Origin of the sequence: Butyrivibrio fibrisolvens (genome assembly GCF_023206215.1) — a bacterium.
In the GTDB taxonomy this organism is placed as follows: Bacteria; Bacillota; Clostridia; order Lachnospirales; family Lachnospiraceae; genus Butyrivibrio; species Butyrivibrio fibrisolvens_C.
Window position 1 is genome coordinate 2,557,446 of sequence record NZ_CP065800.1, and the last position, 15,053, is coordinate 2,572,498.

Genomic DNA, 15,053 nt, shown 5'->3' on the forward strand with positions numbered 1-15,053 from the left:
TACTGTGATTTTAGTAACATGCCTTGGCGTAATAATTGCTATGGATGATGCTGGGATTATGTATGCTTCAGGAAACACTCTTAAGACAATTCTTATGGATCAGGCTGCTTACGACAATGCAGTGTGGGCTTTAGCCGCCCGTGATCAGGACTTTAATGCCCAGTTCATGGAAGATAATGGATGTAATATCGCAGTAATAGAAGGTGATTTTGACAGTATCAGGTCGCTTGATCTAAATGATGATAATACATTTGTTTTCAAGAATTTCGATGGTGAGCTTCCTGCTGAGTATTATACAGTAAGTGTATATGTGTCAGATTATACTGATTTCTCTCTTTCTGAAAATATGTTTGATTTCTTATTCAGAGAAAATAATCTTATCAATGATTATTATGGATATGAATCTGAGATCAAGGATATAAAGGGAATAGGCTATGACATGCTTGGACAAAAGGCCTATGTCTGGGACGGCGAGAAATTTTATCTTCTGAGCGAAGCTTCATATAGCTATACCATGTCAGATGAGGGTGGAACCTACAATACGACTAATATCTATGATCGCATCTGGGCAAGTCAGGTTCCGGAAGAGGTAGAAGATCACTCATATGTTGCAGCAGAAGAGACAGATGAAGGTACAGATGAAAAGCAGCAGGATACAGCAGAAGAGTCTGAAATAGACGAGACAGATAATACTACAGATGAAGAGGCTACAGCCGAAGACGCTACAGATAATGAAGAAAATCTTCCTGCAGAGACAATCAATACAGCACAGACACCTGCAGCAGGATCTGTTACAAGCGGAAACATCCTTTATATTGACGGCAAGCCATATTCTTCACTTGGAAGTGATGACAGCGAGTACGTGCTTGAACTAAACGGTTATACTTCATCAGGAGTTCTGGCACTTTCAAATGTTGCGGATCTTACTGATCTTCATGACCAGCTCAAGAACTCAGATATAGAGACATGTACTCTCGATTCAGTATCAACTGTTTATGCAGAAAAATTTGATTCAAACTATGATCTTTATACTGTGATAAGTTTCCCAAGAGACATACAGACCGCCGGCAGCTTTTTTGTTCAGGCTTCATATTATTTAGAAATCATACCGGTTCTTCATATCCTGCTCCCAGTGGCTTGTGTTGTAGCAGCTCTTGTTCTTCTCGTATTAGTAATAGTATTGATAGTCAGAGCAGGTCAGTATGAAAATAAGGGCTCACTTAATACTGATATCCTTGCAAGTTTCCCTATGGAAGTGACTTTTGCCCTTACATGTGTTGCAGAGTGCATACCGGGAATCCTCATGGGCTATGCATATGAAACCCAGATCCCTGAAAATGCTGGTGCGTATTTTATCATAGTTCTTGGAGCAATAATTGCTGTCATTATAGGAACCCTGTGGTTTGAAAGCGTAGTAATAAACTTTAAGTCAGGCCATTTTTATAGAAATACCCTTTGCTACAAGATCATCATGTGGATCGGCAAGATCCTTGGACGCATAAAAGACAAAGTAGTAGCGGTTTTAAGAACTGTTAAGTGGGGCTACAGGATAATTGGTATCAGTGCTGTTATAGTGATCTTAGAATTCCTGGGCATGGTAACCATCGATGACATGGACTCCATTATCTTTTTATGGTTCATTGAGAAGATAATTCTTGCACTTGTACTTGTCAAAGTTCTTCTTGATTATGGCAAGGTCAAAAAAGCAGCTGTAGAAATGGCATCAGGCAATATGGACGTATCAGTTAATACTGAAGGCATGTTCATAGATTTTGAAGAGCATGGCGAGGCCCTTAATGAAATTGCAAGCGGTCTTAATAATGCAATAAGTGAGCGCATGAAGAGTGAGAGAATGAAGACAGAACTTATTACTAACGTATCTCACGACATCAAGACACCACTTACCTCTGTTATCAATTATGTAGATCTGCTTCAAAAAGAAGACTTTGAAAACGAGACAGCCAAAGGCTACCTTGAAGTTCTGGACAGACAGGCTAAGAGACTTAAAAAGCTCATTGAAGACCTTATTGAAGCATCCAAGGCAGCTACTGGCAGCATCAAGTTTAATATCGAAAATGTAAATGCAAGAGTTCTTCTGAATCAGTCAATCGGTGAATTCGATGACCGTCTTACAGATAAGAACATCACAGTAGTTACAGAAGTTCCGGAAAAAGATGTATATGTTAAAGCCGACAACAGATACCTTTTCAGAGTATTTGATAACCTTATGAGCAACATAGTCAAGTATTCTCAGGAAGGCACAAGAGCTTATGTTGAGCTCAAAGAAAAAGACGGTCGCGCCCAGTATACTTTTAAGAATATTTCCAGAGAAAAGCTGAATATTTCGGCAGATGAACTTATGGAGAGATTTGTAAGAGGAGACCTTTCAAGAAATACTGAAGGTAATGGACTGGGACTTTCAATCGCAAGATCACTGACAGAATCCATGGGAGGCAAGATGGAGCTTACGGTTGATGGAGATCTGTTTAAGGTAGACGTATCCTTCCCGGAGGAAACCTGTGCATAGAAGTGCATCCCCAAATATATCCATGTTAAAACATGTTTATATATAAGACAATTAAGATTGGAGACAGAATTATGAAGAAAAAATTAGTAGCAGTTATTTTATCAGCGGTAGTATGTTTTTCTATTGTTGGATGTTCAAAGACAGGTAACGATGGCGCAAGTGATGCTGATAATATAGAGGTAGTATCAGATGATCAGGTCGAAGATCAGGTTGATGACATTGGAAGTGAGCCTGTAACCTATAAATCTACAGATGAAAAGGCAGATACAACCCTGTCAAATGGAACTGTTGAGATTTCATTATTTGATAGTTACAAGGATATAGTAGATAAGCTTGGCGAGTCTGATAAGGAAGACGAATTTGGCAATGTCGTTTATGATGATTTCACTATTCAGTTCTTTGGCGAAGGTGATGATAAAGAGATCAGCGGAATCTTCACATACAGCGAGGGTGTAGAAACAAACAAAGGAATCTCTGTAGGCGATTCTTATGACGATGTGATTGCAGCTTATGGTACACCATCCTTCGAGTCAGATGATGCTGGTTATACAACAGTTAACTACATAATCTCAGGATTCACACTTGGATTTACAGTCGATAATAACGTTGTAATATCTATATCTTTCACAGCAGGAATGGGCTGAGAAGAAAAAGAAAAAAGATGCTTATAGTTAGGTTTAAAGCTTAACTATAAGCATCTTTTTTAATTATTTGCTTATTACATATGAGAATGAGGTATAGGTAATGGCATATATCACAGGTTCTTAAAGATACTTGTGCTGTGATTAAGGCTTTCCGTAACTTTGTTGTTCTCACTCATGGCGTTGTCGATGCCGTTGATCTCGCCAACGATCTCAGAGGAGTTAGCTGCTGACATACTGATGGCTTCTGTACTTTGCTTAACTGATTCTGTGATGGACTGTACTGATTCGGACATTTTTTCCATGATGGAATTGAGGTTGTCAGCTTTGTCTGAGAACTTATTAAGCATGTCATCCATCATGATAGCAGTCTGTTCATACTTTTCACCGGTTTCTACGAAAGCATCATAATCTGCGATTACTGTAGTATTAATGAAATCAATAACATCAAGGGCGTTGTCTGAAAGACTCTTAACTGCAGTTGTAACTTCACTACTTATTACCTGAATGTTACCTGCTGTCTGGCGGCTGTTTTCGGCAAGTGCGCTGATTTCTTCTGCAACGACTGCAAATCCCTTACCAGCTTCACCGGCTCTTGCAGCTTCAATTGATGCGTTAAGTGCAAGGAGATTGGTCTGGGATGCAATGTCCAGAATGACATTTGTAAGCTCATTGATCTGGGATACCTTTTCGCTATCTTTAACAGAAGTCTGAAGAACTTCGTTAAGTTCAGTGATTCTGGTGCCGGTATTTTCTTTTTTCTGAGTTGCAGTATCCTTGATATCATCTGCTTCTTTCTTGATATTAACTGCTGTCTGAGCGCCTTGCGCGGCTTCGTTTCTGATATCGTCGGCTGCATCCTTAACTTCATCAAGTCTTCCGTTAATCTGATCTGCAGTTGTAGATACTGTTTCCATACTTGCAGAAAGCTCTTCAAGGGCAGCCGAAGTATTAGTGATATTGTCACTGGCCTTTTGGATCTGCTCAGTCATTTTTTCTGAAGAAGATGAGAGAACTCCGGTTCCGTCTTTTACATCTCTTATTATTCCCTGAAGAGTGCTGATAAACTGGTTAAATCCATCTGTTATTGACCAAAGCTCAGTCTTTGTTGTTGTCTGAATGCGGGATGTCAGGTCACCGTTTCCTGCATTGATGTTATCTATCATTGTGCCAACTTCATTGGAAATAGCACTGATCTTACGGCTGATCCTTGTGATACTAAGAACAAGGCCTACAAGGATGCATACAACGATTGCGATTATACCAATGATAGCATTATTTAAGGATTTGTTTAGAGTCAGCTGGAGGTAATCACCAAGACCGGCAGACAGCGAGGTTAGTGAAGTCTCTGCTACATCATACTGCTCATTCAGCGCTGTCATATTTGGATAATAAGTTGCTCCTACAACGGCGAATACACTTTCTACATCTCTGACCATACAGCTGTCCTTGATGGCATCTGCATCTGCAAGATATGCATTAAGTGCTCCTTCCAAAGCAGCATATCTTTCTTCTCCATCTGCAAACTGTGTCACCAACAGACTGGTACTGAGATATTCAGTAAGAGCCGGGATCTGCGCTTCTGCAGCTTCCATAGTATCTGCATATCCCTGCAAAGTTTCATCGTCAACACCTGCCATGCTTGAAGCACCTATCAGAGCACTAAGGCTTCCATCTATCTGCAAGGTACACTGACGAAGCTTACCTTCTGCAATAAGTGTATCTACTTCATTAGTGCTGGCCATAACCGCCGTAGATTTCATTGAATTCATTCCATTTATCATGACGGCGATAACGACGATAACTGCTGCGAGGATCAAAACGTTTACAGCTAGGTTTTGAAATAGTATTGTCTGTAAGAAACCACCTTTTTTAGAGGCTGTTGGTGTAGCGGTAGAGCTTGCGAGAACTTCGTTTTCAGAATTATTATTCGCCATTTTTATACCTCCTCAGAAATTTGCTCATATACTGCTGATTAATATATCGGCATGTTTGAAAATAAAGATTAAATAATTAAAACTATTTATTAATTTATGCGTTTTGTCTAATAAAAAAGCCTACAGCTTAGATAACTATATATATTTCGGTAATTTATTAACGGAATTAAACGAAATTATTTGATAAAATGATAATCAATTTTTCTTTTAATTAATTTATAAAAGCTCATGAATTCAGCTCATGAATTCAGCTCATGAATTCAGCTCATGAATTTAGCTATTCTCCATGGAGGAATTCACAAATGAATAAACAGAATAAAGAAAGCCTTATTACAAGTGTAAAGGTTACTAAGATCTTTATAATACTTGTGGCTATTGCTTCGGTGATAACTTGCATCGTCGGGCCGAAGATCGTCTCTTATGTGACGCTTGAATCAAACGAAGGAGTCTTTGAATCTCCCTGGCTTACAGGGTATCCGAGATTCTGGATCATCATTATAGGCGGATATATCTGCGCTATCATATTGTTTGTAATGCTATATCAGCTTTACAGACTGGTTGTAAGGATAGATGGCGGAGAAGTATTTTCTGAACGTAATGTAAGATCACTCAAGATCATAAGTGATGTAGTACTGATGGCCTGCGTGCTTACATTCATCATGGGCATTACCTGCGGCTTCTTTATTTTGCTTATCTGCGCAGCAGCAGCTTTTATGACAGCGATCATCAGAGTTGTCATGAACGCATTTAGTAAGGCAGTGGAAATGAAAGACGAACTGGATTATACGGTATAAGGAGAGAGCCATGATAAGAGTGAATTTAGATGTAGTTATGGCTATGCGACATGTCGGCTCGGGTGATCTTGCTGACAGAGTTGATATAACTCCGGCCAATCTTTCAATTTTAAAAAATAATAAAGCTAAGGCAATTCGTTTCTCCACCCTTAACGCCCTTTGTAAGGAGCTTGGATGTCAACCAGGAGATATCCTTGAATATGTTGAGGATAAGGAGTAACGATGGAGGTCGTTATGAAGACAATATCAACATCAAATGTATTTAAAATAGCAGCAATTATCAGTTATATAATTGGTTACATCTATTTGAAATTTGTTTTATGCCAGGATTTATTTGGAGTATATGGTCAAAGCGTATGGATGCTTATCTTTGCAGTGTTGTTTATCTTATGGACAGAAAGTTTTGCATATCTTCTTGGTAATACCTATCAGAAACTCAAAGAAAACGGCAAATCAGTTGTAGAGCCGGTCATATTCATGATCTGTGTTTTACTGCAGTCAATAGCAGCCTGTGTTTATGGACTTCACAGAGACTGGGATATATATCAGCTTTTGATATGGCACGGTACTATCATCTATTATGTAATGTGTCGTATGGGAATCCTTGCAGCAGGAAGAAGTGGTATCTTTTTTCTCACCGACTGTTTTACAGGAGCAGTAATGGTTCCTATTAGTAATTTTCTCCTTAGAGCCAGAAAGCTTTTCCATAAAGAAGGCAAACCTGAAGATGAAGAAAAAGATTTTTTGGCTCCTGACGATGAAGAAGAAAAGCCTAAAAACAAAGATCTTGGTATAATAGCAGTCAGTGTTGTCGTAGCAATCATCGTTTGCGCTATAGCAATTTCACAGCTTGTCGGCGTATCTAAGACATTTGCAGGAATCAGCGAAGGATTTGTTGATTTTTGGGTAAATATTTTTTCTGCAGATAGTATAGCGGAATTTTTTGAAGAGACATTTCCTATAATCCTGTTATCAATTCCTTTTGGATGCTGGCTGTATGCTCTGGTAGCGGGATCTTTAACAAAAGAAGTTGTATCTGCAAAAGAACTTGAGGAAGAAACTGAAATCTTCCACACACTTCCTTCTTATTCTGCATATATAATCATTGGAAGTGTATGCGCATTGTATGGGATCTTTTTTATCAGTGCATTTATAGACCTTTTAAACGGCAATATCGCAACAACAGCTCACGAAGCTTCAGAATATGCAGTTGGAAGCTTCTGGCAGCTTGTAAGAGTAGTAGTTCTTAACATGGCAATAATGGGTGCTTCATGTTTTGTGTCCAAAGAAGCATTGTGGACACAGAAGAAAACAAGGATCCTTGCAACTATACTGTTTGTATTTGCACTTGCATTTGCACTTCTTGCAGCATTCCAGCTTGGCGTATATATCGTTGGATATGGCTTTACACCTAGACGAATCCTCTCATCATGGGTTGTAGTCAACATTGTGGTATGGTGCGTGCTCATACTTGTTAGACTTTATAAACAGATATCAGCTGCACAGATCGGAATCTTGTTCGCAGCAGCGACATTCTCAATTGTGGTATTGGGAAACTTCTAAGATATAGGCAGTTGAGATTGGCTGTCGAAGGCAGTTATAAATAGTTTTTCATATTGAGTCATAAATAGTACTAAAACCTATAGGGGAGTCTATTTATGGCTCTTTTTGCAAAAATGCATTTCACCGCCGATTTGTGCATCTTACCAGTGCACGCATTGAATAGAGGCTGTGCCGGATATATAGTCGATTTATAAAACAGAAAGGCGGTCGGAGTTTGAAAATATAATATTTTCAAACTCATTAGTCACTCGTTTCACTCGCGACATGAGGTTAAACAATGGCAACTATTTTATTACTTATCATACTTGTTATCGAAATCGGCTTTACAGTATCAGAGTTTTTAAGAAAACCCTTAAAGAAAGAATGGATCTCCAGAAGGCTCCTGCTGTGTATTGCAGAAATGGCATTTTTGCTTCTTTTGCTCCTTCCTGGAACGGGATCATCCATAAGGTACAAGGGACTTGCTGGTCTTCTGGTTATAAGGCTTATAATTGCACTAATTTCATTTTTGGTGAGTCGTAAAAACGAAAAGCCTAAAAAGCGTGTTACAATAGTATTATCTTGTATAGGTGGAATTATCATTTTCGCAATGAGTATGCTTCCTGCATTTGTTATAAGGGATTATAACGGTAGGGAGACGACAGGAGAGTATGAATTTGCGCAGGCTCAGGCGATACTTATTGATGAAAACAGAGTAGAGACCTTTGAAGACGATGGTTCTTATCGTGAAGTTCCGGTTCATTTTTATTTTCCAAAGAACATAGATGATTTTAAGGAAGACAGCCTTCCTCTTGTAATATTCAGCCACGGCGCTTTTGGTTATTATCAGAGTAACAGCTCTACTTATATGGAGCTTGCAAGCCACGGATATGTTGTAGTAAGTCTTGACCACCCGTATCATTCTTTTTTCACAAAAGATTCTTCAGGTAAGACAATTACAGTTGATCCGGAGTTTTTTAATACAGCTCTTAATGTTGGCAGCAGCGATGTTCCGGAATCAGAAATCTATGACATTACATCTAAGTGGATGGATCTTCGCATTGCTGACATGAATTTTGTAATAGATGAACTTAAGGAAGCTGGAGATAGCGAAGCTTTGTCAGACGCATGGCTTTATGATGAGAAGGATAAAGGCATCATCGAATCTGTTATTGAAGCAACTGACTTTGATAAAATAGGTCTGATGGGACATTCACTTGGTGGTGCAACTGCTGTTACGGTGGGAAGAAGAGATGATATATCTGCAGTTATAGATATTGACGGAACGATGCTTGGCGAAGAGACAGGCGTAGAAAACGGCGTAGTTACGATAAATGATGAGCCTTATCGGGCACCTCTTCTTGCAATAGATAATGAGGAGCATCATAACAGCGAAATCGAGGCAGTACAGAACTCGTATGCATATGCCAATAATGTTGTTTTGCAAAACGCGACCTGCGGATATGAAACGTACTTTAAGAACGCAGGACATATGAATTTTACAGATCTTCCGCTTATATCTCCATTCCTTGCAGATATGCTTGGCACAGGAAGTGTGGATGCGGGAGAGTGCATTGATACCATGAACGGCATCATCTTAAGATTCTATGACTGCTATCTAAAAAACGAAGGAGAATTCTCTGTAGAAGAGAGTTATTGATAATAGTGGAGATTAAGGTCAAAGAGATACTGAGCGAAGAAACTGAATATATTGAGATTGGATGCCACAGGCGCGATTCCAGGGTAGAAGAGATTATCCGTTTTGTTAAGCTCCATCAGGGCACTATTGAAGCTACAAAGCAGGAAAAACAGTATCAGATCCCACTTTCTGAAATCTATTATATCGAAGCTGTGGATGACAAGACTTTCATTTATCTGTCTAAGAGCTGTTATGAATCTCATAAGCGCTTGTATGAATTCGAAGAGTTTCTTGCAGATAGAAGCTTTGCCAGGATCTCTAAGTCGGTTGTTGTGAATCTTATGAAAATAACATCGATAAAACCGGCACTTAACGGAAGGTTCCTTTGTCAGCTTAAGAATAATGAAAACGTTATCATTTCAAGAAAATATGTGGCGGAGATTAAAGAAAGGCTTCGAGGATGACATGGATTTAGGTTCTTGCGGATTCCTGAGGATGACATGGATTTATTAACTGCCATCCTCAGGAATCATCAAGGCTTTTGTTAGATTTTATGTGGGCGGAGCTTGAGCATGGCAATCATAAAGATATTATAGGTATAGGGAATTAATTCGAGGATTGTTTATGAAGGAACGAATAAGAGATATATTGAATAGTTTTTTTATAACGGTGACTTTAATTAACTTAGCAATGCTTATATTGGGAAAACTCCTTGAGCCGGAGCAAGTCTTTGGGTATGAAGCGTTTATGTATCCGCTTATCTATGGGCTTATTGGGACGATTCCAAGTATTGTGATAAGAGATAAGAAAGAGTTATCGGTTAAGCAGGAGCTGATACGCAAAGTGATGAATATGCTTCTTATCATAGTGCTTATGCTTGCGTTTATGTTTGGAGGAAGAGAGATTACATCAGAGCTGATCGCGGCAGCAGTGGGAGTTGCAATAAGTATAGTAATAATATTTGTACTGGTTAATCTCATAATCTGGTGGCTTGACTTAAAGACCGCTAAAGATATGACGGAAGATCTTCTCAAGTATCAGGAAAAACAAGAAAACGCAATCAGATAAATCAGTGTAAAACAGACCTGGATAAGTGTATTTGGGTCTGTTTTTTATTGATTGTATATAGTTAATATATTAAGTATAATGAGTGATACAGTTTTATTGAATGGAGGGTTATTATGCTGACAGACATTTTTGAAAAAGAAAAGGCATTGTTTGAAGACGGTGTCCAGACTGTGCTCAGGACGGCTTCAGGACTGAGGATGTAACGCTTATAGAAAAAGGCGTTCTGAAAACTCACAGCTTAAGTTTATATGCTGCTAATAAAACAGGAAGACCAGTAGTTAAGAATACAGGTTGGGATCTTATTGTTGAGCCTGGAGATAAGTCGCTAGAAGAAATGATCAAGTCTGTTGATAAAGGATTGATCATGGGTGGATATTCCGGTGGAGAACCTGGAACAAATGGAGAATTCTCCGGAGTTGCCAAGAACAGCTTCTTTATCGAAAACGGAGAAGTAAAGTATGCAGTATCCGAGACTATGGTAAACGGAAATCTTGGAGAGATCGTAAAAAATATCCGTGATATCTCCAAGGAACAGATTTGCGACGGAAGCTCTGTTGTTCCATATATTGCTGTTAGCGGCGTAGTTATTTCAGGTAAATAAGAATTGATCTATTAATAAAATAATATCAGTGTAAAACAGCCCTAAATGAGTGAAATCATGGGGCTGTTTTTCGTTTGGTAGTAAATTGATAATCAGAAAAAGATATACCAATTACATGGCAGGAGGTATTAGTTATGGATAATATGAGCTTTTTATCACTTGAAACCCCGTTGATGAGAGAAAAATGTAAGGCCTGGCGTCTTGAATATCTACAGTGTAAGTTGCCCGCGCCTATAGATCTGTACGATAAGAACTGGAAGGAGGAGAAGATATGAATGCAGAAGTGTTTCAGATGGCCGACAAAGAGAAGACAGATAAAAGACGTACAATAATAGGAATTATTGCTACTTATGCTTTGATGGTCCTGGCAAATATAATTCTCAGTAATGCTTTTTCTTATATTATTTTCAATGGAGTAAGTATTCCTTTTTATGTGTATGGGACTGTTGTTGAGCTGGGAATTGTGATGCCGGCGATCATTTACACTGTATTAAAAGGTGAGAGTATTACAGAGAGTTTTGGATTTCGTCGGATCAGATTTAAAACAGTTCTTTGGACAATAGTACTTACGATCCTTAGTTTTCCCTTATATACGTGTGCAAATGTTCTGTCACAGATTTTTGTCCCGAATACAGCGATAGAGTCTGCTTCAGAAATGTCAGGATCAATATTTGGATCCTGGTTTGTGGTGGCTATAGTAGCATCACTTTGTGAAGAGATTGCTATCAGGGGATTTTGCTTTAACAGATTGAAGAAAGTTTCTTCTCTTTTTGTTGCAGCATCTATCTCTGCTATCATGTTTGGCGTCCTTCATCTTAACATCAATCAGATATGCTATGCGATGGTTTTGGGCTTTATATTTGCCCTTGCAAATTTTGCAAGCGGTAGTATCTGGACATCTATCATTATGCATACGATAATCAATAGTTTTGGATATGCTGTTGTTATGATAGCAGAGCTTTCAACAGCTTCAGCAGGAATAAATCTTGAGGAGACAGCAGAGCTTCAAAGAACGCAGACCAGCTCATTTCTTACGACGGGGCTTGTGCTCTTTGTAATCTCGATAGGTTGTGCTTTTCTTATCAAAATAGTACTTAAGAAGATTGCTGCCAGTGAAAATAATCAGGAAGCTATCGAAGTATTTTGAACGAAAATGGTTGTGATGCTTCAGTTCGTGGTATTCTATAATGGAACAAAAGAAGGCATTATGAAAGAAATTCTGGAAGTACGTACATAGAAATGCATCCATGCATTTCTGAGCATGTACCAGATACATCCTGTATCCAATAGAATGGAGGCGAAGGAAATGCTGTTTACTGAATATAACGAAGAAGCACATATCAATCATGTTAAAGAATCGTCATATGAACAAGGACGCGAAGAAGAACGTGATCAGGCTATCCTCATTTTTATAGAAGATAAGCTGGAAGATAACATCTCTGTAGAAATTATTGAGAATAAGCTAAATAAGAGATATGATCTTTCGAGTGATAAGGCAAAAGAGTACATAGAACGCGCTAGTGCTTTAATGAAAGAAAATAAGTAGTAAAAGAGATCAATGCCACAGTTTCTGATGCTTCAATAATTGAATCGAAGGAATTAACAATAATCTCGAACGAAAAGAAGCCATCCATTTGGATGACTTCTTTTTTAAATAACGATTTTATAAAGCCTGGTCTGGCGTAATCTTATATTTGGGTTTATGGATTATGGGGTGCTTTTTAATGTAATAAAAGGCGCATATAAAAGCAGACGCTGTGATATATCCGATAGCATCCAGCACAAGATCCTGAGCATCGAAGTGGCGATATACTATAAAAGTCTTGTGAATTTGATCGCAGAAGCTTGCCATGGAGCATATACCAACAGAATACATAAATATAATTTTAGTAGAAGCGGTGTTGTTCCTCAATTTCTTGCCGACAGGAGATGTGATGATCATAAGAGTCATGAAAAGGCCAAGTGCGCCGAATTCATATATGTGAGCCATCTTCCTTGCACTGTTAAGTTCCAGCATAAGCCATATAGCATTGTGATAATGCTTTGGGAACAGCTCCGGAAAAAGAGACACTATAAGATTCTGAGTGCTTATTGTATCAGCACCGCTTTGCCTTGTGAGATGTATGATAAGCGCAAGTACTAAAGCAGTTGAAAATGTTAATGAAAGGAACATTAGATCAATAGTTCTACCCGTTGTTTTCTTCATAGTCAGTCGCCCCTTTTTGAAGATTTTTTTAGTAAACAGTTTTGGTGATAAATTACATCTGGATTGTTTACTATACCCTTGAATTAATTTTATCTTGTTAACGTAAACCGAAAATAAAGCAATTTTTGCAATTGTTTAAACAAAATATGTACACGAAAAAACGATTATATATGGACGTATGAGAAATCATTCCTGTTCTTACTGCTAAAAACAAGAAAATAAAATGCAGGCAGTACGATGAGGCGTATTCCTACTGCTAGAAATTCAAGTTTTCATATATTTTATCTTGACTTTATTTAATCTGTTTTTTAGAATATATAGAAGTAAATGCATTGATCGGAATAAGTAGTCAATTGTTCTAGCTACAGAGAGTTGCCGTTTGGTGAGAGGCGCAGCTACAGGCTCTTGATGAATACCTCCGTGAGCAGCTTCCCGGAAACATTCGATAGAATATGGTAACTTGATCGAAGATTATGATCGAAGACTTTGACTAGGGATTGTCATCTCTGTGTGATATTATCTTATTCTTAAATGAAAGTATGGGAAGACGGAAATCCAACCGTTACAGTGGAAGGGTCTTCATTTCTTAGATGATAATGTCAGGATATCCTGTCAGAACGCCATTTGTAAGGATGAGTACCTGCTGAGGCATAAGGCGTGAGTCTTATGTGAATAAAGGTGGTAACACGGAAGAATATATCCGTCCTTTGTAGCTGATAACAGCGCAAGGGGCTTTTTTTATGTCATTTATATTAATAATAAGCCCTAAAGCGCGAATAAATTGATATGGCACAATATGTGCAGAAAGGTTGAGAAATGGGAGTTTATGAAGAACTCGAGGCAAGAGGCCTTCTTGCCCAGGTAACAGATGGAGAGAAGATAAGAGAGCTTATCAACAGTGGTAAGGCTACATTCTACATTGGCTTTGACTGTACAGCAGATTCACTTACAGCTGGTCACTTTATGGCACTTACACTTATGAAGAGACTTCAGATGGCAGGTAACAAGCCGATCGCGCTTATCGGCGGCGGTACAACAATGATTGGTGATCCATCAGGACGTACAGATATGCGTAAGATGCTTACAAGAGAAGACATCGACCACAACGCAGAGTGCTTCAAGAAGCAGATGGAGAAGTTCATCGATTTTTCTGATGGCAAGGCACTTATGGTCAACAACGCTGACTGGCTCTTAAAGCTCAACTACGTAGATCTTCTTCGTGAGGTTGGTGCATGCTTCTCAGTTAACAATATGCTCAGAGCAGAGTGCTACAAGCAGCGTATGGAGAAGGGCCTGTCCTTCCTTGAATTCAACTACATGATCATGCAGTCTTACGACTTCTATCACATGTTCCAGGAGTACGATTGTAACCTTGAGTTTGGTGGAGACGATCAGTGGTCCAACATGCTTGGTGGTACAGAGCTTATCCGTCGTAAGCTTGGTAAGGATGCTCATGCTATGACTATCACACTTCTTACTGACTCTCAGGGCAAGAAGATGGGTAAGACAGCAGGAAACGCTGTATGGCTTGATCCTAAGAAGACATCACCATACGATTTCTACCAGTACTGGAGAAATGTTGGCGATGCTGATGTTATCAAGTGCATCAGAATGCTTACATTCCTTCCTCTTGAGCAGATCGAAGAGATGGCTACATGGAAGGATGCTAAGCTCAATGAAGCCAAAGAGATCCTTGCATACGAGCTTACAAACATGGTTCATGGCGAGGAAGAAGCTAAGAAGGCTCAGGAAGCTTCCAAAGCACTCTTTGCAGGCGGCGGTGACTCTGCAAATGTTCCTTCTGTAGCTCTTAAGGAAGAGGATTTCAGAGATGGCAAGGTTGATATCCTTCAGGTACTTGTATCTGCAGGTCTTTGCGCTACAAGATCAGAAGCAAGACGTAATGTTCAGCAGGGCGGCGTAACTGTAGCAGACGAGAAAGTTACTGACGTAGCTACTACATATGACAAAGAGTTCTTTGATGGAGACGGTGTAATGGTTCGTCGTGGTAAGAAGGCATTTAAGAAGGTTACACTTTGAACCTGATATAAGGAAAAAACAAGTAAAAGACAAGTAAAAGACAAGTAAAAGACAAGTA

At 39.0% G+C, this 15,053-nt stretch carries 15 protein-coding genes and 1 other annotated feature; of the genes, 13 read left to right on the plus strand and 2 right to left on the minus strand.

Annotation, left to right across the window (positions count from 1 at the left end):
* Nucleotides 1-4: 4 nt before the first annotated feature.
* Together I7804_RS10570 and I7804_RS10575 are read left to right on the plus strand one after the other, a co-directional pair.
* Nucleotides 5-2,527, plus strand: a complete 2,523-nt coding sequence (locus I7804_RS10570) for a sensor histidine kinase (protein WP_248403345.1) — start codon at nucleotides 5-7, stop codon at nucleotides 2,525-2,527.
* A gap of 71 nt (nucleotides 2,528-2,598) precedes the next feature.
* The gene (locus tag I7804_RS10575) at nucleotides 2,599-3,171 is read left to right on the plus strand and encodes a hypothetical protein (RefSeq protein WP_248403347.1); all 573 of its coding nucleotides are present in this window, start codon (nucleotides 2,599-2,601) and stop codon (nucleotides 3,169-3,171) included.
* 110 nt (nucleotides 3,172-3,281) lie between these two features.
* Here the strand turns inward: I7804_RS10575 and I7804_RS10580 are convergent, their stop codons facing one another.
* Nucleotides 3,282-5,105, minus strand: coding sequence for a methyl-accepting chemotaxis protein (locus tag I7804_RS10580; protein WP_248403349.1), 1,824 nt, complete (start codon nucleotides 5,103-5,105; stop codon nucleotides 3,282-3,284).
* Nucleotides 5,106-5,407: 302 nt separating this feature from the next.
* Here I7804_RS10580 and I7804_RS10585 point away from each other — a divergent pair, with 302 nt between their 5' ends.
* The 10 genes from I7804_RS10585 (at nucleotide 5,408) to I7804_RS10630 (ending at nucleotide 12,295) form a co-directional block, all read left to right on the plus strand.
* The gene (locus I7804_RS10585; RefSeq protein WP_073390513.1) at nucleotides 5,408-5,899 is read left to right on the plus strand and encodes a DUF2975 domain-containing protein; all 492 of its coding nucleotides are present in this window, start codon (nucleotides 5,408-5,410) and stop codon (nucleotides 5,897-5,899) included.
* Nucleotides 5,900-5,909: 10 nt separating this feature from the next.
* Entirely contained in the window at nucleotides 5,910-6,119 is a 210-nt protein-coding gene (locus I7804_RS10590) for a helix-turn-helix domain-containing protein (protein ID WP_073390514.1), read from the plus strand.
* Between the two features lie 14 nt (nucleotides 6,120-6,133).
* A complete protein-coding gene (locus I7804_RS10595; RefSeq protein ID WP_248403351.1) occupies nucleotides 6,134-7,462 on the plus strand; it encodes a DUF4153 domain-containing protein in 1,329 nt (442 codons plus the stop codon).
* Between the two features lie 277 nt (nucleotides 7,463-7,739).
* Nucleotides 7,740-9,101 carry an alpha/beta hydrolase family protein gene (locus tag I7804_RS10600; RefSeq protein ID WP_248403352.1) on the plus strand — a complete coding sequence of 454 codons (1,362 nt, stop codon included), beginning with the start codon at nucleotides 7,740-7,742 and terminating at the stop codon, nucleotides 9,099-9,101.
* A gap of 5 nt (nucleotides 9,102-9,106) precedes the next feature.
* The gene (locus I7804_RS10605; RefSeq protein WP_248405962.1) at nucleotides 9,107-9,544 is read left to right on the plus strand and encodes a LytTR family DNA-binding domain-containing protein; all 438 of its coding nucleotides are present in this window, start codon (nucleotides 9,107-9,109) and stop codon (nucleotides 9,542-9,544) included.
* 226 nt (nucleotides 9,545-9,770) lie between these two features.
* Nucleotides 9,771-10,148, plus strand: coding sequence for a hypothetical protein (locus I7804_RS10610; protein WP_248403354.1), 378 nt, complete (start codon nucleotides 9,771-9,773; stop codon nucleotides 10,146-10,148).
* A gap of 223 nt (nucleotides 10,149-10,371) precedes the next feature.
* Nucleotides 10,372-10,749 carry a metallopeptidase TldD-related protein gene (locus I7804_RS10615; protein ID WP_248405963.1) on the plus strand — a complete coding sequence of 126 codons (378 nt, stop codon included), beginning with the start codon at nucleotides 10,372-10,374 and terminating at the stop codon, nucleotides 10,747-10,749.
* A 134-nt stretch (nucleotides 10,750-10,883) separates the two neighbouring features.
* Complete coding sequence (locus I7804_RS10620) at nucleotides 10,884-11,024, plus strand: hypothetical protein (RefSeq protein ID WP_248403356.1); 141 nt, start codon at nucleotides 10,884-10,886, stop codon at nucleotides 11,022-11,024.
* Complete coding sequence (locus I7804_RS10625) at nucleotides 11,021-11,896, plus strand: CPBP family intramembrane glutamic endopeptidase (protein ID WP_248403358.1); 876 nt, start codon at nucleotides 11,021-11,023, stop codon at nucleotides 11,894-11,896. The genes I7804_RS10620 and I7804_RS10625 overlap by 4 nt, the downstream gene beginning before the upstream one ends.
* A 159-nt stretch (nucleotides 11,897-12,055) precedes the next feature.
* A complete protein-coding gene (locus I7804_RS10630) occupies nucleotides 12,056-12,295 on the plus strand; it encodes a hypothetical protein (protein ID WP_248403360.1) in 240 nt (79 codons plus the stop codon).
* Nucleotides 12,296-12,412: 117 nt separating this feature from the next.
* Here the strand turns inward: I7804_RS10630 and I7804_RS10635 are convergent, their stop codons facing one another.
* On the minus strand, nucleotides 12,413-12,955 hold the full coding sequence (locus I7804_RS10635; protein WP_248403362.1) for a VanZ family protein: 543 nt from the start codon (nucleotides 12,953-12,955) through the stop codon (nucleotides 12,413-12,415).
* Nucleotides 12,956-13,278: 323 nt separating this feature from the next.
* Nucleotides 13,279-13,666 (plus strand) — a binding site (T-box leader).
* Nucleotides 13,667-13,771: 105 nt separating this feature from the next.
* Here I7804_RS10635 and tyrS point away from each other — a divergent pair.
* Nucleotides 13,772-14,995 (plus strand): tyrosine--tRNA ligase, encoded by a 1,224-nt coding sequence (tyrS, locus tag I7804_RS10640; protein ID WP_248403363.1) that lies wholly within the window; start codon nucleotides 13,772-13,774, stop codon nucleotides 14,993-14,995.
* Nucleotides 14,996-15,053: the final 58 nt, after the last annotated feature.

Excerpts from the sequence above, each read along its gene's own strand:
- I7804_RS10595 (WP_248403351.1), top strand. The coding sequence starts at position 6,134 with ATGAAGACAATATCAACATCAAATGTATTTAAAATAGCAGCAATTATC.
- I7804_RS10575 (WP_248403347.1), top strand. The coding sequence starts at position 2,599 with ATGAAGAAAAAATTAGTAGCAGTTATTTTATCAGCGGTAGTATGTTTT.
- I7804_RS10590 (WP_073390514.1), top strand. The coding sequence starts at position 5,910 with ATGATAAGAGTGAATTTAGATGTAGTTATGGCTATGCGACATGTCGGC.
- I7804_RS10630 (WP_248403360.1), top strand. The coding sequence starts at position 12,056 with ATGCTGTTTACTGAATATAACGAAGAAGCACATATCAATCATGTTAAA.
- I7804_RS10610 (WP_248403354.1), top strand. The coding sequence starts at position 9,771 with ATGCTTATATTGGGAAAACTCCTTGAGCCGGAGCAAGTCTTTGGGTAT.
- tyrS (WP_248403363.1), top strand. The coding sequence starts at position 13,772 with ATGGGAGTTTATGAAGAACTCGAGGCAAGAGGCCTTCTTGCCCAGGTA.
- I7804_RS10635 (WP_248403362.1), bottom strand. The coding sequence starts at position 12,955 with ATGAAGAAAACAACGGGTAGAACTATTGATCTAATGTTCCTTTCATTA.
- I7804_RS10585 (WP_073390513.1), top strand. The coding sequence starts at position 5,408 with ATGAATAAACAGAATAAAGAAAGCCTTATTACAAGTGTAAAGGTTACT.
- I7804_RS10600 (WP_248403352.1), top strand. The coding sequence starts at position 7,740 with ATGGCAACTATTTTATTACTTATCATACTTGTTATCGAAATCGGCTTT.
- I7804_RS10580 (WP_248403349.1), bottom strand. The coding sequence starts at position 5,105 with ATGGCGAATAATAATTCTGAAAACGAAGTTCTCGCAAGCTCTACCGCT.
- I7804_RS10620 (WP_248403356.1), top strand. The coding sequence starts at position 10,884 with ATGGATAATATGAGCTTTTTATCACTTGAAACCCCGTTGATGAGAGAA.
- I7804_RS10625 (WP_248403358.1), top strand. The coding sequence starts at position 11,021 with ATGAATGCAGAAGTGTTTCAGATGGCCGACAAAGAGAAGACAGATAAA.